This is a genomic window from Terriglobus albidus (assembly GCF_025685425.1).
Lineage (GTDB): Bacteria > Acidobacteriota > Terriglobia > Terriglobales > Acidobacteriaceae > Terriglobus > Terriglobus albidus.
This window is the reverse complement of sequence record NZ_JAGTAS010000057.1, coordinates 135,554-152,188: the sequence shown is the minus strand read 5'-3', so window position 1 is coordinate 152,188 and position 16,635 is coordinate 135,554. Positions and strand designations below refer to the sequence as shown.

Annotated in this window: 16 protein-coding genes; 2 read left to right on the top strand and 14 right to left on the bottom strand. The window is 56.9% G+C overall.

Annotated features, from left to right (window positions below; translation table 11 throughout):
- Nucleotides 1-27 precede the first annotated feature (27 nt).
- The 4 genes from OHL21_RS16940 to OHL21_RS16925 all read right to left on the bottom strand — a co-directional run bounded on the left by OHL21_RS16940 (nt 28) and on the right by OHL21_RS16925 (nt 3,747).
- Nucleotides 28-402, bottom strand: a complete 375-nt coding sequence (locus OHL21_RS16940) for a hypothetical protein (protein ID WP_263418470.1) — start codon at nt 400-402, stop codon at nt 28-30.
- 33 nt (nt 403-435) lie between these two features.
- Complete coding sequence (locus tag OHL21_RS16935) at nt 436-1,743, bottom strand: NCS2 family permease (RefSeq protein WP_263418469.1); 1,308 nt, start codon at nt 1,741-1,743, stop codon at nt 436-438.
- A gap of 78 nt (nt 1,744-1,821) precedes the next feature.
- Nucleotides 1,822-2,877: a hypothetical protein gene (locus OHL21_RS16930; protein WP_263418468.1), complete on the bottom strand. Its 1,056-nt coding sequence runs from the start codon at nt 2,875-2,877 to the stop codon at nt 1,822-1,824.
- Nucleotides 2,878-3,147: 270 nt separating this feature from the next.
- Complete coding sequence (locus OHL21_RS16925; RefSeq protein ID WP_263418467.1) at nt 3,148-3,747, bottom strand: class IV adenylate cyclase; 600 nt, start codon at nt 3,745-3,747, stop codon at nt 3,148-3,150.
- 46 nt (nt 3,748-3,793) lie between these two features.
- Here OHL21_RS16925 and OHL21_RS16920 point away from each other — a divergent pair, with 46 nt between their 5' ends.
- Nucleotides 3,794-4,792, top strand: a complete 999-nt coding sequence (locus tag OHL21_RS16920; protein WP_263418466.1) for an L-threonylcarbamoyladenylate synthase — start codon at nt 3,794-3,796, stop codon at nt 4,790-4,792.
- A gap of 119 nt (nt 4,793-4,911) precedes the next feature.
- Here the strand turns inward: OHL21_RS16920 and OHL21_RS16915 are convergent, their stop codons facing one another.
- The 10 genes from OHL21_RS16915 to OHL21_RS16870 form a co-directional block, all read right to left on the bottom strand.
- Nucleotides 4,912-5,295: an Hfq-like protein gene (locus OHL21_RS16915; protein WP_263418465.1), complete on the bottom strand. Its 384-nt coding sequence runs from the start codon at nt 5,293-5,295 to the stop codon at nt 4,912-4,914.
- Nucleotides 5,296-5,436: 141 nt separating this feature from the next.
- Nucleotides 5,437-6,549: a DNA polymerase III subunit gene (locus tag OHL21_RS16910; protein ID WP_263418925.1), complete on the bottom strand. Its 1,113-nt coding sequence runs from the start codon at nt 6,547-6,549 to the stop codon at nt 5,437-5,439.
- Between the two features lie 47 nt (nt 6,550-6,596).
- The gene (locus OHL21_RS16905) at nt 6,597-7,973 is read right to left on the bottom strand and encodes a cytochrome P450 (RefSeq protein ID WP_263418464.1); all 1,377 of its coding nucleotides are present in this window, start codon (nt 7,971-7,973) and stop codon (nt 6,597-6,599) included.
- A gap of 5 nt (nt 7,974-7,978) precedes the next feature.
- Nucleotides 7,979-8,620, bottom strand: a complete 642-nt coding sequence (gene tmk, locus OHL21_RS16900; protein WP_263418463.1) for a dTMP kinase — start codon at nt 8,618-8,620, stop codon at nt 7,979-7,981.
- A gap of 73 nt (nt 8,621-8,693) precedes the next feature.
- Complete coding sequence (locus tag OHL21_RS16895; RefSeq protein WP_263418462.1) at nt 8,694-9,308, bottom strand: hypothetical protein; 615 nt, start codon at nt 9,306-9,308, stop codon at nt 8,694-8,696.
- Nucleotides 9,309-9,672: 364 nt separating this feature from the next.
- Complete coding sequence (locus OHL21_RS16890; RefSeq protein WP_263418461.1) at nt 9,673-10,029, bottom strand: cupredoxin domain-containing protein; 357 nt, start codon at nt 10,027-10,029, stop codon at nt 9,673-9,675.
- 35 nt (nt 10,030-10,064) lie between these two features.
- The gene (locus OHL21_RS16885; protein ID WP_263418460.1) at nt 10,065-10,877 is read right to left on the bottom strand and encodes an ATP-binding response regulator; all 813 of its coding nucleotides are present in this window, start codon (nt 10,875-10,877) and stop codon (nt 10,065-10,067) included.
- Between the two features lie 33 nt (nt 10,878-10,910).
- Nucleotides 10,911-11,921 carry a UDP-3-O-(3-hydroxymyristoyl)glucosamine N-acyltransferase gene (lpxD, locus tag OHL21_RS16880; protein WP_263418459.1) on the bottom strand — a complete coding sequence of 337 codons (1,011 nt, stop codon included), beginning with the start codon at nt 11,919-11,921 and terminating at the stop codon, nt 10,911-10,913.
- A gap of 415 nt (nt 11,922-12,336) precedes the next feature.
- The gene (locus tag OHL21_RS16875) at nt 12,337-13,089 is read right to left on the bottom strand and encodes an ABC transporter ATP-binding protein (RefSeq protein WP_317889992.1); all 753 of its coding nucleotides are present in this window, start codon (nt 13,087-13,089) and stop codon (nt 12,337-12,339) included.
- Nucleotides 13,090-13,169: 80 nt separating this feature from the next.
- Nucleotides 13,170-14,555, bottom strand: a complete 1,386-nt coding sequence (locus OHL21_RS16870) for an efflux RND transporter periplasmic adaptor subunit (RefSeq protein WP_263418458.1) — start codon at nt 14,553-14,555, stop codon at nt 13,170-13,172.
- Between the two features lie 331 nt (nt 14,556-14,886).
- Between OHL21_RS16870 and OHL21_RS16865 the strand changes: the two genes are divergently transcribed.
- A complete protein-coding gene (locus OHL21_RS16865) occupies nt 14,887-16,620 on the top strand; it encodes a GWxTD domain-containing protein (protein WP_263418457.1) in 1,734 nt (577 codons plus the stop codon).
- Nucleotides 16,621-16,635 lie beyond the last annotated feature (15 nt).

The window sequence follows — 16,635 nt, the reverse complement described above, 5'->3', positions numbered from 1 at the left end:
CTCATGAGAAATATGAGCGAGGATGAGCTAGCGGATGCGGGGAGGAGGTCGAAAGAAAAGCTGAGGCTGTTTCGCGATAGTGGCCGGACGCGGCGGCGTAATCCAACTACGGGCCACGCGGTGCATCTGTCTGGGAGGTTTCAGCGCTGCCAGCCAGGGAAGAACTGCCAGCGCAAGAACTGCCGTGCCGATGGCCCGTTTCATAGGGCCGTCGGACGTAGTGCCCATCTTCACATGCGGAAATGTGGGACCGTCAACAGTGCGATAAAGCGAAATCTTATAAGCCGTTCCCCATGCGAATACCGCCACCATCACGATGAGACAAAGCAATGCGAAGGCCCACGAGACCCGTAAGACAGGTTTCCCGGCATTCGATGCTGCTCGATGGGAGGTTAAGCGCATGATTATGGTCAGTATAGACCGCTTGTCAACATCTCAACCTGCGGCGAGATAAATAAACCTGATCAGAAAGACGGTCGCCAGCAAGTAAAGTAACCAATCCGACTTCTTCGCGCGACCGCTAAACAATCGTAGTGCGGCAAAAGCAATGACACCGAATCCTAGTCCGGTGGCAATGGAATAGGTGAGTGGGATGGTAATAAGCGTGAGAAATGCCGGAATTGCAACCAGCGGATCATGCCAGTCGAGCTCTCCGATGCTGCCGAGCATGAGTGCTCCGACGATGATGAGCGCTGGTGAGGTCGCGGAAACCGGGATTGCCCCAACCAGCGGAGCGACGAAGATGGATGCGAAAAACAGCAGGCCGGTGGTAATGGCAGTGATGCCGGTACGGCCGCCGGCAGCGACACCCGCGCTGGATTCGATGTAGGAGCAGACGGTAGAGGTTCCGGCCAACGAACCTGCCACGGTGGAGATGGCGTCGGCGAAGAAGATGCGCTGCACCCGCGGAATCACACCAGAGGTAGGAATAAGGCCGGTCTTCTGTGTAACGGCAAGGAGGGTGCCGATATTGTCAAAGAGATCGACGAAAAGAAACACGAAGACGATCTCGACGGCGTTAAGCTTCAATGCTCCAGGAATATCGAGATGAAGGGCCGTTTGACGAATGGCGGAAAGGCTTGCGTGGCCGGGCTGCCAGTGCACCTGGTGGAAGATGAAGCCAGTCAGCATGGTTCCGGCGATGCCGATGAGAATCGATGCACGCACCCGCAGTACCTGCAGCACTGCAATCAGAATTAGACCGAAGAGCGAGAGCGCTGTTTGTGGAGAGCGCAAATTGCCGAGCGTGACGGCTGTTGCAGGATCACTAACGATAATGCCGGCATTACGCAGCCCGATAAACGCGATAAACAGACCGATTCCACCGGCAACGGCGGCGTGAAGCTCACGGGGAATTGCGGAGATAAGCAACTGGCGGATGCCGCCAAGTGTGAGCAGAAGAAAGATGATGCCGGAAAGAAAGACGGCGCCAAGCGCCGTCTGCCATGGCACATGCATCTTCAGGCAGACGGTATAGGTGAAATAGGCATTCAACCCCATACCGGGCGCCAGCGCCAGCGGATAGCGGGCCAAAGCCCCCATCAGGATGGAACCAAAGGCCGCGCAGAGGCATGTGGCGATGGTCACCGCCGCAATGGGCATACCGGTCTGCGACAGAATGGACGGATTCACGAAGATGATATAAGCCATGGTGACGAAAGTAGTCACCCCGGCCAGAATCTCCGTACGCCAGTCGGTTCCCAGCTCATGAAACTGAAAGTAGCGTTCGAGCGCAGCTCGCATGCGGGCGGCGGTACCTCTTGAGAAAACATTTATGGTGCGATGCGTTCATCATATCGGACGACGCAAACGTGGCCGGTGCTACAGAGCTTTCAGCTCTGCGATACGCTGCTCCACAACCTTCACGAACTGATCGATCTCCCCCGGTGAATAGTTTCCGGCGCGGAATGCATCTACAAGTTGCCGGTGGCTGAGCCGTCCCAGCAACGTGCCGATCCAGTGGGCATCTTGACGAGGAATATCGCGTCCGATCCAGACCATGCCGTTGCGGCGGAGATATTGTTTGATCCCGAAACCGAGCGTCTCGAAAAGGAGACTTGGTGTGCGCGACGGAGTTGCGAAATCAACCGTAGTTTCCGTCGTACGCAGGATGAATTTTGAAGCGACATAGGCCTTCACATTGTCTTTGGATGGCCCGTTAGTAAAGTGCAAGCCGGTCCGACCGAAGGTGGTTCCTATATCGCTGATGAGAAAGATTTGCCGGTCATTCTTCTCGTCGTAGAAAATTGCGTTGTTTTCGTCCTTCAGGTCCCAGCTATTCAGCAGGGCCATCATCACGCGCAGGCCATTCAGTTCGCGCGTACCGATAAATGGATTCTCTTTCCAGCGCCACGTATACACCTTCTTCTGGCCTGAAGGTTTGCGGGCAAAGCGCGCGTCGGTGATTCGTTCTCCTTGAATGTATTTCTTACCTCGATGCATGTGAATGCCGGAGATTTCGGCGGAGGGAAGCACATAGTCATCGCTGGCGAAGTATCCTGCTGCCCACAGCAGGCGGGACGATACGACCTCGGGCCGGGCTTCGTGTCCCAGCTTGACACGCCACTTTTTTCCGCGTGCGTCACGAGCGTCAAATTTTGGTGTGCTCTGCCTGCGGATCTCTTTTTCAAAAGTAAACGGAGCGGCAGGCTGCCCCTTCTTTCCCCCCTGTCCGAAGAAGAGATCGAGTGAGGCCATATCGCCCGGATCGTGCCAGAGGATGGGGTTGTGTATCTGTTCCGGACGGACGAGGGCGTCGTTGTCGTTACTGTCAGCTTCTTTTGCAGTAACAGGCGCGTCTTGCGCGAACGTACGCAATGGGACCGTAGAGAACAAAAGCAGAAGAAGCAGGGCGCAACGGAGATGGCGACGCGGCAAGAATTCCTCCACGAGCTACTGCCTTTGATAGGCAGCATGTCACGTGTTGGATGCGCAAGTGGTGATACATCGTCGTTTCAGCCATCCACCACGATGCGAAAGCGGCGGATGATCCAGAAGGGCGCCCGAAGCAGTGGATATGCAAAGGTAAGCCATGAAGTCGGCGAGCAGGGCCGCAACAGCGGATAACCACTTCGGGCGGCACCACCCATGGTTTCCACCATGCACGATCAGACGCGAACAGAAATTTCGATGGAAGTAGGGACGAGGTTAACGGGCCGGAACTGTATCCAGGGCAATCTCTTCAAAGGTGAGGTTTTCTGCTGGATGTCCGGTCTGTTCTTTCCATGAGAGAAACAGTCGGCCATAGCTGTCCGTAGTTGAGTCCTCTGCCGGAATCCCCAGGCCGGCGAGCATGGTATCGATCCAATCGGGAGAGCCCTCCAGCTCTGCCCAGGTGCCGATCGGAGTCTCATCAATCACCACGTGGCCTCCGCTCTCCGTATGCAGCCATTCCTCCCGGTATTTCTCGTACCGGAAGGCAGGCAGATATCCCAGGTGCTCGAAGACCTCACCGAGAGCGGGCCCATTGGCTATCTCGGTTTCCGTCTCGTACCGCAGTTTGAAGCGCAGGTCGAGCAGGGTGTCATCAGCTGAAGGACGTTTGTAGGTTAGCGTCCATCGGCCGTTATAGCTGCGAATGCGGAGAATCTGCTTTTGCTCGCGCAGCGAACGATCTGGCGTGTCGTAAAGGGTATTCTGCTCAAGCGTACAAGGAGTAAGCAGCGTAAGGCCAAGAGATGGAAGTTGGGCACGGAGCTTATCCGAAGAACGGACAGCAAACTTCAGCTCGATCTCGGCTGAGGACATGGTGGAAGTATAGGCCCGTTTGTCCGCCGGACGCTAGGATGATGAAGTGGATTTTGTAGGAACAACAGAACGGCTTCAGGAAACCGCCGGCGGAATCACCCGGGCGGCGGAGATCCTGCGTCAGGGCGGGACCGTTGCTTTGCCGACAGAAACGGTCTATGGGTTGGGAGCGAATGCTCTCAATCCAAAGGCGGTTGTGAGGATTTTTGCGGCCAAGGAGCGTCCGGAGTGGGATCCTTTGATCGTCCACGTGGCCGATGAGGCGATGCTGCGGCTTGTGGTTCGCGAGATACCCTCCGCGGCGCTTCGGTTGATGGAGGCTTTCTGGCCGGGGCCGCTGACACTGCTGCTGCCGAAGTCCGATGCAGTTCCGGACCTGGTGACAGCCGGCCGGTCGCTGGTGGGAGTCCGGATGCCGCGTCATCCGGTAATGCTGCAGGTGATTCGGGAGGCGGGCGTTCCGGTAGCTGCCCCGAGTGCCAACCGCTTTGGAAGAACCAGTCCGACGAGTGCCGCGCACGTGCTTGAGGACCTGGAAGGCCGCATCGACGCTGTTTTGGACGGTGGTGCAACCGAAGTCGGCGTGGAGTCGACGGTCGTGGACCCCTGTCAAACTCCGATTGTGGTTTACCGGCCAGGCGCGGTGACACTACAAATGCTTGAGCAGACTGCTGGTCCCGCCGTGCGCTATGAGCCTCCCGCGATGACCCAAAAACCTGAGAGTCTGCCGTCCCCGGGGGTGGGAATCCGTCACTACGCTCCTCGGGCCAGGGTCGTGCTGGTAAGGGATCAGGCGGAGTTGCAGGCAAGAGTGGCCTCTCTGGGACCGGAGCGGACGGGTGTGCTGCTCCCCGCAGGATGGACGTCCGGAGGACAAATTTTTGATTGGGGGCGCACGCCGGAGGAGATGGCACAGCGGCTCTTTGCCGGTCTGCGCGATCTGGACTCTCGCGGGGTGACCTCCATCGTCTGCCCGCTGCCACCGGAGCATGGAGTCGGAGCAGCTCTTCTGGACAGACTGCGGAAGGCAGCCCGGGTTAGTTAGAGTGCCTAAAGGATTTTCCCTGCAGGTGTCGAGTAGGGTCTCCTCATGGATGGGCGTTTTCCGCAATGAAAACGCCGCTCACGTCCGTTCCGGAAACACCCAGCAACAGGGAAAACGCTCTAAAGCAGGGTCGACGTAGGAACTTCGCTGGCTTTGTAGATGTACTTGACGGACGACTTGTAGATCAGCACCCGCTGCCTTGATGTGGTGCAGAGCTTGATGACGCCACGGTCGTACCACTCGATCTGTCCATCCAGCCGTTCACCGTCTTCGAGTACGACAACCATCTCGGTCTTTTGCTGAATCTGCTTCTGAAAGTAGAAAGCTTCGGCGTGACTGCTTTCGCCGGGAGGATGATTCTCCTGCAGCGCTGCATTCGAGAGTGGTTCTTCATGACGCACGTTGCCGCGGCGCAGCATACGGCCTACCAGGGAAGGGCGTATCAGCTTGCGATTGCCATTGAAGGTCTGATCGACGGTCGAGATGGGGGGGTGATCACTCATGAAGCAGCAGATTCCAGAAATACAGCAAGCGAACCCTACGGGTCAGCGCGTCCGTACAAGAGAAACGACTAAATGGAGCTCTTAACGATAGGGATGCGTCTAGTCTAACGAAGGTCGCATCGATTGGTGATTTTTTGTACGTCACCGTACCACGAGTTGTGATGCGAAGGCGTCCAGGGAGAGTGAACGCAGCAGGTTGCGCCGCATGCCGGACTGTACCTGGTCAAGCGCGCGGGAGGCTCCTTCGATCCATTCGAAAGGAACAGCTGCTGCGGTTCGCTCCAGTTCGGCCATCAGATCGACATTGCGAATCATCTCCGGTGTTCCTGCCTGTAGCAGCAGCAGGTCCTCCAGCAGCGACGACAGGGCGCCGAGCAGATCCTGTGTCTTTTGCTGACCTTCTGCGCCTGCACGATAGGTTTCCGTCATTTTAAAGAGAGCCGTATGGTCGGGATCGCCTACGGCATTCCGCAGAACGACGAGCGCATCCTGGCGGGCGGCAGTGAAAGCGCCAAGATCAAAGTTGAGGGCACGGCCGGCGGCTCCCTGTGCCAGACGGGCGACAAGCTGGCGCTGGGCTGCCTTCCAGTCCGGATGCTTTGCGGCCAACAGACCTTCGATCTCATGCGGAGGCAGGGCTCCGAGGCGGACCATGGCGCAGCGAGACCGGATCGTAGGCAGAAGTTCCCCCGGGTTATCTGCCAGCAGAATCAGATGTGCGTAGGCGGGGGGCTCCTCAAGAACCTTGAGAAGGGAATTAGCCGCCTCTTTCATAAAACTGGAGGCCGTTAGGATAAAGACCTTACGTTTGGCTTCGGCAGGAGCGCGATATGCGGAGTGGATCAGCGTGCGGATCTGACCGACCTTGATCAGTAACTGAGGAGGATCCGGAGGAACAATGAGTAGGTCCGGGTGTGTCTGAATCAGGACGCGTGTCTCTTTTTTATCCGTTTCCCGCAGCTCTTCTCGGGCCGCTACGGCTTCGTCGACCAGAGTGTCGAGTGGCATTGCCGCGGCAATGCGAGTGCAGTTGGCACAGGTTCGGCATGCGAGCGCTGCCTCTTGACCATTGCCAAGGGTTTCACGTGGCTGGTTCTGGCAAAGCAATGCCTGCGTCAATAAGATGGCGAGGGTGTACTTTCCGGCGCCTTTTGGCCCGGCTAGGATCATGGAATGCGGAAGGCGTCCTGCGGCGATAGCAGCGCGGAGCTGATCGACAGCGGGTGCGTTTCCAATAAAGCTGGAGAAGTCCACTTCCAAATTTTATGTCACCTTTTTCCGTCACCGGTGACGGAAAAGGTTTACCTCTGCGAAGTCACCAGAATGGGATACCTCGGCCGAAGTGTGATCTTCTCCTGTACGTCGATGCGCTGATTCGGTACGAGATTCAGCTTCCATTGTTGTGCAATGGTTGCCACGGCAAGGATTCCTTCCATCCACGCGAAACTTTCACCGATGCACTGGCGGGAGCCTCCTCCGAACGGAAAGTAGGAAAACCGCGGACGCGCTGCTTTGGCCGCTTCGGTATGGCGCGACGGATCAAACTGCAATGGATCCGGAAAGAACTCCGGACTACGATGAATGATCCACTGGGAGAAGAAGACGTGCGATCCTGCGGGAATCCGATAGGGCCCGAGCTCGACATCGACCGCGGCTTCCCGCCCCATAGCCCAGACAGGCGGATAAAGTCGCATAGATTCGGAGAAGACCTGTTGTGTGTAGGTGAGGTTCGCGTAGTCAGCCAGCGTTGGCTTGCGGCCTGCCAGAACTTTGTCCAGTTCACCATGCATCTGCTCGCGGGCATCAGGATTTTGTGAGAGTAGATACCAGGTCCACGTGAGTGCGTTCGCAGTCGTCTCATAGCCGGCGAGGAAGATTGTCAGCATCTCATCGCGCACCTGTTCATCGGAGAGGGCATTGCCATCCTCATCCCGTGAAAGTAGCAACATGGAGAGAAGGTCGTGACGATCGTCGGGATCTTCACGGCGTTCCCGGATAATGCGATAAACAACCGAATCGAGGTGACCCCGCGCTTTTCGGAACCGGGTCACGCCGGGCAATGGCCAATGCAGGTAGCTTTCGAGCCTTGGCAGGATGACCAGCAGGTTGTAGAGACGCATGATGGCATGGGTTTCATGGTTGATGGCCCGGACATCGTCGGTGACCTCGCTGGCAAACAGCGTCCGGGCCACAATCGAAAGCGAAAGCTCCATCATGGCTGCACCGATGTCGATCGTCTGACCGGATTTCCATCGTTCGGCCATCGCTGCGGCTGAGCGTACGATCTCATCGGCATAGGCCGCAATTCGCTGGCGATGGAACGCAGGTGCGACAATACGGCGGTGTTGCATGTGGACCGGATCATTACTTGTAAGCAGACCCTCACCCAGCAGGATCTTCATACGTCGCAGAGTGCGCTCGCGGATGAAATTGCCGCTCTGGGTGACGAGCACCTCCTGGACGAAGTCCGGGTGATTGAGGAAGAGGATGTCAGTGCCCATCATGCGATAGTGGGTCGCAGGGCCATAGGTCTTCGCCAGGTGCTCGAAGAGCAGGATAGGACGCCCGACCCGCGCCCATGGCTTGCGCCCCATATAAAAGGGCAGGTTGTAACGCAGGCCGGGAGGGAAGCGATACGCTCCGCGCTGGACGACCGGGAGTGTGGCTGGATCGTTCATCTCAATCAGGAAAAGAGCCGGGTCGTGACTGCCTCAAGGATGACCGCATGCACTTTATCGATGGAGGCATTTCCTTCGACAAGGACGACACGCCCGCACTCACGGGCGGCGATAACCTTGTAGGCGTCCCATACACGCCGAAAGAAGTCGTTGTGCTCTTGCTCGAAGCGTGACTCATCGCCGTCTCGGCGTCGCGCCCGGGCAAGCGAGGCATTGAAATCCGGCAACAGCAGAATCGTAAGGTCCGGTTGCAGGTTGCCGCAGAGCAGACGGTGCAGCCCGAGGATGGTTTCGCTGCCAAGGCCGCGTCCGCCGCCCTGGTAGGCCTCAGAGGAATCGGTATAACGATCACAGAGTACGACCTCGCCGCGGTCAAGAGCCGGACGAATGATCTCGGCGATGGACTGAGCGCGATCAGCGAACATCAGGGCGAGTTCCGTGAAGGAGTCGATAGGGCCGACTGCCGCCTCTCCCTTTGAACTGACGATCAGCTCGCGGATGCCTTCGCCGAGTTTTGTTCCCCCAGGCTGACGCAGGGTTGTGACAGTATGGCCCTGCTCGGCCATCCATTTGTGTAACAGCCGGAGCTGCGTTGTTTTTCCGGAGCCGTCCAGCCCCTCAAAGGTAATAAAAAAGCCGCGCGGCATGGGCCAAGTGTATTCGATTCCGGAAAAACATACTTGCGGCGAACCGCCGGGATACCAGCAACAGGGAAATGCTCTAGTCCTTGTAGTCGCGTGTCTTTTTGTGCCGGCGGCCGAGTGAGTCAAAGTTGAAACGATACTCTACGCCGGCCGTGACTGACCTGGAGTAGATTGATCCGGAGCCGGTGACTGGAACACCCCAGCGCTGGTACTGGAAGTCGAGTTTGGCCGACCAGTGTGAGTCGAGGGAGAAGTCGATACCGCCTCCGGGAGACAGTACGGTACCGGAAACATACTCATATAGACTGCCGCCGTAGGTCTTATTGGGGAAGTTGATGGAGCCGCGGCCGGCGAGGAAGTCAACGTATGGGTGGACGGAACCGAACTCTCGCGTGAGTTTGATGCCTCCGAGGATATTTTTCTCCGCGGCAATGTTGCCTTTCCGGAATGCGTACGTTCCACGGACCTCAGCCGATGGCACGAACCCCGCGAAACGGCGAAGAATAAAATCTCCACCGGCCGTAAAGCTTGTGTTCTGGCCTTGTATGCCGGTGTACACCTTCGAAACCCCGCCGAAGAGCTCAAGGTTTGAAGTCGCGGACGCCGTGGCGGTTGCCTGTGCTGAAGAAGACGTTGTGAGTACTGTGCCGGTGAGAACAAGACAGAGAGCAAGACGGTGGAGCTTCAACAAGATGCGCGTGTGTCCTTTACAGCGAGGTACACAGTAAGACCGCGAGTTATCGAGCATGGAGTACAACCGAGGGACAAGACGATGACTTTTCAGAAAGCAACGACGGCATGGCGAGGCGAGTCTTATAAACAGGATGATTTTGGGGAGGTGTTGCCATGCTTTTTTATGGCTTCATTATGTTAATTCCGATGTTTGCGGCGCTCTTCCTGCTGTACATGTTCATGACCAAGCAGAGCGATCATCCGCATATGAGTGGGAATGCGGGAATCCATCAGCGGAGACGGCAACCGCGGGCGCATGGGCGCGAAGTCTAATGGACGCAAGGGGTCTAATGTACATAAGGTCTAGTGGACGCAAGGTCTAACTAGCGTCCTTTGACAGAGGTAAAGGCAAAGGTAGGGTCAGCATTTGTTCGAATGTGGATGGCGAGCTGACCCTCCTGGCCTTCTGAGAGTGTGGGGCCGTTGGCGTGCATCTCCTGCCGGTCAGTCGTTAACCACGTCATCTTCACCAGACCGGAACCTTGAATCTTGAAGCGATAACTAAATGTCTGCCCCGGAGCGAGCGACTGCGTACCGAAGCTGGCTGAAGGGTAGTCGACCTGTACGACGCTGACGGGACTTGCTGTGTCGTTTGTAATGGTCGCTGCGATGTAGCGAGAGCGGCAGCCGGCGAGGGCGATGAGAAGAAAGAAAAGGGCTGCTGCTTTCTGAAACTGCATGGGTTGAGTATAGCTACTTGAGACTCGGATGGGAGTCAGGCGACGCCGTTGGTGATAGACCCACGTTCCAGAACTCGCGCCGTTAGAACAACTCCGGTCTCTCCCGAGTGGAGGGTCATGGGGAAGGCAAGAATGGACCACGTTCCCGGTCGCTCGTCAGGTTTTGGAACAGAAAGCAGACCGCGGCGAGTGCGGTCGATATATGTCTCGCGTGTGGTTGAGACAGTGGCAATCACTCTCCGCCAGTCGCGCAGCAGATTGGGCATCTCCACAAACATGTTACGGCCCGGAAACCACTCGCGCGGATGGGCGAGGTAGTCTGCTGCTGCTTCGTTGACATACTGCCATGTCCCGTCGTTATCCAGGATCTGCACCAGGATGTCATTGCCCAATGCCATAGAGATGCGTTCGTAGAAGAAGTCACGTGCATCCACAACGACGGGCTTTCCCCGCCGCTTTGCTGAAAAGGAAGCAAGGGCATGCAGAAGGTCGTCAACCGAAGAGTAGCCCTTGAGCAGATGCATATCTTCTGGCCCGCCGAAGCGGTGTTCCAGTGTGGCCGAAAGAATGACGATTGGAACTTCGGGCCGGCGCCGGCGCAGCTCAATGGCGACTTCTGTGCCAAATTTGCCATGGCCCAGGTGATAGTCCAGTACGGCGACATCAATCTGGTCCAGGAGCTCGTTGGCCTCCTCCACCGTTGAGGCAGGAAGGCAGTGGTACCCGTTCTTGCGAAGAATAGCGGTACGCAGCAGAAGATTTGCCGGTTCGTCATCCAGCAAAAGTACGCGTACCAGAGTGGGCGCGGAAACGTCCTGCTGGAGTTCGTCCATTGTGTCGTTGGCCATCGGTGTCTCCCTTCCTTAGAGACCCGGTGTTGCTTACTGGTTGCCGGAAGTTTCTTTCTTTCCCCTTAGTTCTCGGATAATTTCGGGGAGCTTGTTGAAGATCGCGGCAGATTTCAGCCATTGCCGGTTATCGATGGCTGGATATCCGGAGACCACTTTACCCGCCGGCACATCGCTCGGAATACCGGTCTGTGCGGTAGCGATGACATTGTCGCCCACATGGAGATGGCCTGCAACACCTACTTGGCCTGCAAGGATGACATTTTTTCCAACGGTGGTGGAGCCCGCAAGACCAACCTGGGCACATAGCAATGTGTGCTCTCCGACTGAGGAACCGTGGCCTACCTGTACCAGATTGTCGATTTTGGCCCCGGTTTTAATGCGGGTTTCACCGATTGAAGCGCGGTCAACCGTAGCGTTCGCCTGGATTTCGACGTAATCTTCCACGACCGCCGGACCTGACTGCAGAATTTTGTGCCAGTTCCCGGCGCTGTCTTTTGCGAATCCAAAGCCGTCGGCGCCCAGAACTACGCCGTTTTGCAGCGTGACATGGTCACCCAGAACACAATGTTCCCGTACGACGGCGTGCGCATGGGCAAAAAAGTAGTGACCGATCGTTACACCCGGATAGATCACCGTATGGGGCAGCAGCGTGGCGTGGTCGCCGATGGTGACATCGGCTGAGACGACCACGTAAGCGCCGATATGCGCTCCTTCGCCGATGGTCGCGGTTGGATCGATGACCGCAGTAGGGTGAACTCCCGGCGCATAACGAGGAGGGTTGTAGAAAAGCTCGATTGCGCGCGCGAATGCGTAATACGGGTTTGTAGTCCGCAGAGTGGCCGCTTCGATCTCTGGAAACTTGGGATCGACCAGCACGGCAGAGGCATGGGTGGTGCGGGCAGCGGAGGCGTATTTCGGATTAGCGACGAAGGTCAGATCGCCTGGACCGGCTTCTTCAATTCCTGCCAGACCGGTGATCTCGACGTTGCCATCACCGACAAGCGTGGCGTTAAGCGCCTCTGCAATGGCTGAGAGTTTCATGCTGGAAATTGTAGAAGTTAGGCGAAAGGTTGGATAGAGCGATTCTCCTAAAGGTGTAGAGCGGAGTTCGGGCTCCCCAGCGAACTTGTTCGCTGGGGAGAGGTTTTGGCTGTTTGCGCCGTTTTCCCGCGAAGAAAACGGCCTTCGCAGATTTATCCAACGCTACAAGTATTAAGAGAATTGCTCGAGTGGAAGTAGTCTGCGAATTTTGCGATGGGTTCTGCCTTTTGGACCGCTGTGTAGACCAGCAAAAGGGAGTGATCCATAGGATCACCCCCTTTGTCTTGAAAACGCGATACGCCTAGAGCATTTTCACTGTTGCTGGATATCCCGGAAAGGGCGTGCAGCGGCGTTTTCATTGCGGAAAACGCCCAGAGATGTGGAAGCCCTGCACTACACCTACAGTGAAAATGGTCTAGCGGACGCGGTTGCTCTCGTTGTCGCTGGCGATCTGGCCGTCACGGATAGTAACGATACGATGCGCGAACTCGGCAATATCGGGTTCGTGCGTGACCAGAACGATCGTATTGCCGCGAGCATGCAGCTCATCGAACAAGGCCATGATCTCGTCGCCGGTTTTTGAATCGAGGTTGCCGGTCGGCTCGTCTGCCAGGATGATGGAGGGTGAATTGACCAGGGCTCGTGCGATAGCGACGCGCTGCCGCTGACCGCCGGACATCTCGTTCGGCTTATGGTCCATACGTGTACCCAGGCCGACAGACTCCAATACCTGCTTGGCGCGTTCAATGCGTTCCGCCGCCGGGGTGCCGTTGTAGATCAGCGGCAGCTCGACATTATGGAGTGCCGTGGCGCGAGCCAGCAGATTGAAGGTTTGAAAGACGAACCCAATCTCTTTGTTGCGGATGCGTGCCAGCTCATCATCGTCGAGCTGAGAGACATCATGTCCGTTCAGCCAGTAGCGGCCTTGCGTCGGAGAATCCAGGCAACCGATCAGGTTCATGAAGGTCGATTTGCCCGAACCTGAGGGACCCATAATCGCAACGTATTCGTTGTGACGGATACGGAGATTGACGCCGCGGAGGGCATGTACTTCCTGCTCACCCATGACGTAAGTCTTCCAGAGGTCGTCGGTAACGATGACTTCGCCGGCGTGTGGACCGTCGGCGTTTGGGGTCAGGGTGGGTTCCACTCGGGTCTCCGTGAGCATGTGGTTACTCTCCAATCGTCGTATGCGTGCTTGTACGCTGGCAAGAGGGGAATGGTTCCCCCAATTTACCTACGAGTTACCTACGAGGCGCTCTCGGTGGCCGTCTCTGGAGTATTGTCTCGCTTTACGGTCATCCCTGACTTAAGAGTTCGCAATACTTTGAAGCGCCCAATCACAATCTCCTGCCCTTCTTTGAGACCGGAGAGTACCTGAATCTCGGTTGCACCGGTAACTCCGGTGGTGACTGGAACAAAGCGCACAGCCGGCTTGCCATTCTTAGGCTCCAGAAGGTAGACCCCCTGGATCGGGTTGGCCTTGATGCCTGCTGCTTTGGTTGCCGCCTCGGTGGTCTTCTTTGTGGCGGCGTAGATGTTTTCAATGGCCGGGTCACGCTGTACCAGAGCCTGGATCGGCAGGCTGAGAGCGTTCTGCACCTTGGCCGTTGTGATCTTGGCGGTGCAGGAGAGACCGGGCTTCAGATCATCGGAGACCTCGTCGAGGGTCACAACCACCTTGAAGTCTTTGGCTTCTTCGGTACCGGTGGTCGACTGCGAGGTGGCGATACCGGTGGTGCGTAGCAACGCTTGGTCGCCGACCTCGGTAACGTGACCTTTAAAGCTGCGGCCGGGCAAGGCGTCGATCGTCACATTTACGGGCTGGTCCATCTTGACGTTCACGATGTCCGTCTCATCGACCTTAACCTCCGCGGTGATGACCGACATGTCAGCCAGAGTCATCAGCGTGGAACCGAGGGCGTTCTGAATGCCGGTAACCATCGTCTCGCCCTCGCGGACCGGGACATTGGTGACAAGAGCGTCGAAGGGGGCACGGGAGACGGTCTTATCCAGCGTGTCGAAGTTGGCGCGCTGGTTGGCGACCGCCTGCTGAATCTTGCTGGCGGAGGAATCCGCCTGTGCCTTCGACTGGTTCAGCGCGGCTTCGCGCTGTGCTACGGTCGCAGCGGCTACTTCGAAGGCAGCCTTTTTGGCGTCGTAGTCCTGCTTGGAGATGAGCTTTTCCTGATAGAGCTGCTCGTACCGGGTGTAGTCGAAACGCTTTTGCGTCAGGTCGGCTTTTGCCTGCACCAGGTTCGCCTCGGCGGTCTTAATCGCTGCTTGCGAGGAGCTGAAATCGGTCTTCGCGGCAGCAATATTGGCTGTTTGGGCAGCTACAGCCGATTCGGGCTGAACGCTCTCAATTGCCGCCAACGTCTGGCCCTTCTTCACGTGATCGCCTTCCTTCACGTAAAGGTGCGTGATACGGCCGAAGGCGGTGGCGCCGACGTTTACATAGGTCTTCGGTTTTATCTGGCCAGTGCCGCTCACGATAGAGACCAGTTCCTGGCGGGTGACCTTCGCTGTGGCTACCGGCGTTACGCCGGAACGGCTTTTCGCAATGGAAGCGACGACGACAGTCGCAAGAACAAGGACAACAGCAAGGATGGCAACGATTTTTTTGGCGCTCATGGGCGATTTCGCGGGAACCTCTGCAGAGCTTCATTACGCAGCCGAATGCGGATTGGTTTCATGGTTTCGCAAAAAGCTCCATGTACAAATCGCGGTGCCGGTAAGGATGGTGACCATCATAGCAGTCGGGCGTCCAACGGATATACCCTCGGCAGGTTGAGTTCGGTCGAAAACCGCACTAGAGCATTTTCGCTGTGGGTATAGAGTAGGGCTTCCGTATCTATGGGCGTTTCCGCAATGAAAACGCCGCTGCACTCCTCTTACGGGATACCCAGCAACAGGGAAAATGCTCTAGAATGGGGCGTACAACTCTCGGAGTGTTGTCATCGTTATGAAGACCTGTGGTTTCCTTCTGCTCGGCGCAAGTTTAGTTTTTTCTGCGACAGTCGGAGGAGCAGTCGCCTATGGACAGGATGCTCAGTCCGGTGACAGCAACAGCCCTGCTGCCAAGCCGCAGGTCGTGGAGCATCCCGACCCGTTGAAGCGTCGCCTCTCTGACCGCGAGCGCATTCAGCAGCAGAAGGATCTCCGTAAGGAAATCAAGGGCGAATACAAGAAGTGGCTCGATCAGGACGTCGTCTGGATCATTACGGACGAGGAACTGCAGGCGTTCAAGCAGCTCTCGAATGACGAGGAGCGCGACGCGTTTATCGAAGCCTTCTGGCAGCGCCGTAACCCGAATCCGGACTCACCTGACAACGAGTACCGCGAAGAGCATTACCAGCGCATCGCCTATGCGAACGAGCACTTTGCCGCCGGTAAGCCTGGCTGGAAGACCGACCGCGGCCACATCTATATTGCTTACGGCAAGCCGGACAGCATCGATTCGCACCCCTCGGGCGGCCAGTATGAACGTCCCATCGACGAGGGCGGCGGTTCCACCTCGACGTATCCGTTTGAGACTTGGCATTACCGCTATCTCGAAGGTATCGGCGACAACATCGATATCGAATTTGTGGACACCTGCATGTGCGGCGACTACCACATGACCATCGACCGTTCTGAAAAGGATGCTCTGAAGATGGTCCCCGGCGCCGGTCTCACGCTTTACGAGCAGTGGGGGCAGGGAAGCAAGACGGACCGCTTTACCCAGGGCGGCCTGGAGCAGCTTGGTCTTGGACCGCGCAGCTCCATGAATCAGTCCAAGCAGTTCGACCGCCTGAATACGTATGCGAAGCTGATGGCTGCTCCGCAGATCAAGTTCAAGGATCTGGAACAGTATCTGACCAAGTCGACGATTCTGAACGGACCTCCGTTCCTCTTCGATGTACGTACGGACTACGTAAAGGTGACGAACGAGACGGTGCTTGTTCCCCTGACGCTTCAGGTGAAGAACCGTGATGTGACCTTCTCCAATAAGGATGGTGTGTCGACGGGTACGGTCAACATTCTTGGCCGCGTAACCAACCTGAACCACAAGGTGGTACAGACCTTCGAAGATACGGTCAGCATCCAGGTTCCCAGCGAGCTGCTGCCGAAGACGCAGGACAACGTTTCGGTGTATTGGAAGTCGCTGCCGCTGAAGCCGGGGCTATACAAGGTGGATATCGCGATTAAGGATGTCAACAATCCTGACCACATCGGCACCTGGAAGCGCAGCGTAAATGTACCGAAGTTCGACGACGACCGTCTGGCGGCCTCCAGCCTGATTCTGGCTGACAAGATGGAGCGGGTCAGCACCCACGAAATCAGCACCGGCAACTTCGTGATTGGTAATACCCGTATCCGCCCGCGCGTGTCGGCTGGTTCCGGAGTCCCGGTTACCTTCAAGCGCGACCAGAGCCTGAACTTCTGGATGCAGGTCTACAACCTCGGTATCGACGAGAAGAGCAAGGTCAACAGCGCCAAGATCGAGTATCAGATCACCGATCTATCGAATAATAAAGCACTTCTGGATGCGACAGAGGAGACAGCGAAGCTGAATCCGCATGCCGACCAGGTAACGTTGGAGAAGAGTGTCCCGCTTGCCAGCCTGCAGCCTGGCAAGTACCAGGTAACCATCAAGGTGGATGACGGCGTCTCAAAGCAGCAAATTGCTGAGTCAGCACCGTTTGTTGTGGAGTAAGATTGCAGGGCAGGA

What these genes read in the sequence shown, in the direction of transcription:
- OHL21_RS16905 (WP_263418464.1), bottom strand. Translation starts at nt 7,973, where the DNA reads ATGAACGATCCAGCCACACTCCCGGTCGTCCAGCGCGGAGCGTATCGC.
- lpxD (WP_263418459.1), bottom strand. Translation starts at nt 11,921, where the DNA reads ATGAAACTCTCAGCCATTGCAGAGGCGCTTAACGCCACGCTTGTCGGT.
- OHL21_RS16885 (WP_263418460.1), bottom strand. Translation starts at nt 10,877, where the DNA reads ATGGCCAACGACACAATGGACGAACTCCAGCAGGACGTTTCCGCGCCC.
- OHL21_RS16940 (WP_263418470.1), bottom strand. Translation starts at nt 402, where the DNA reads ATGCGCTTAACCTCCCATCGAGCAGCATCGAATGCCGGGAAACCTGTC.
- OHL21_RS16935 (WP_263418469.1), bottom strand. Translation starts at nt 1,743, where the DNA reads ATGCGAGCTGCGCTCGAACGCTACTTTCAGTTTCATGAGCTGGGAACC.
- OHL21_RS16870 (WP_263418458.1), bottom strand. Translation starts at nt 14,555, where the DNA reads ATGAGCGCCAAAAAAATCGTTGCCATCCTTGCTGTTGTCCTTGTTCTT.
- OHL21_RS16865 (WP_263418457.1), top strand. Translation starts at nt 14,887, where the DNA reads ATGAAGACCTGTGGTTTCCTTCTGCTCGGCGCAAGTTTAGTTTTTTCT.
- OHL21_RS16915 (WP_263418465.1), bottom strand. Translation starts at nt 5,295, where the DNA reads ATGAGTGATCACCCCCCCATCTCGACCGTCGATCAGACCTTCAATGGC.
- tmk (WP_263418463.1), bottom strand. Translation starts at nt 8,620, where the DNA reads ATGCCGCGCGGCTTTTTTATTACCTTTGAGGGGCTGGACGGCTCCGGA.
- OHL21_RS16875 (WP_317889992.1), bottom strand. Translation starts at nt 13,089, where the DNA reads ATGCTCACGGAGACCCGAGTGGAACCCACCCTGACCCCAAACGCCGAC.
- OHL21_RS16890 (WP_263418461.1), bottom strand. Translation starts at nt 10,029, where the DNA reads ATGCAGTTTCAGAAAGCAGCAGCCCTTTTCTTTCTTCTCATCGCCCTC.
- OHL21_RS16925 (WP_263418467.1), bottom strand. Translation starts at nt 3,747, where the DNA reads ATGTCCTCAGCCGAGATCGAGCTGAAGTTTGCTGTCCGTTCTTCGGAT.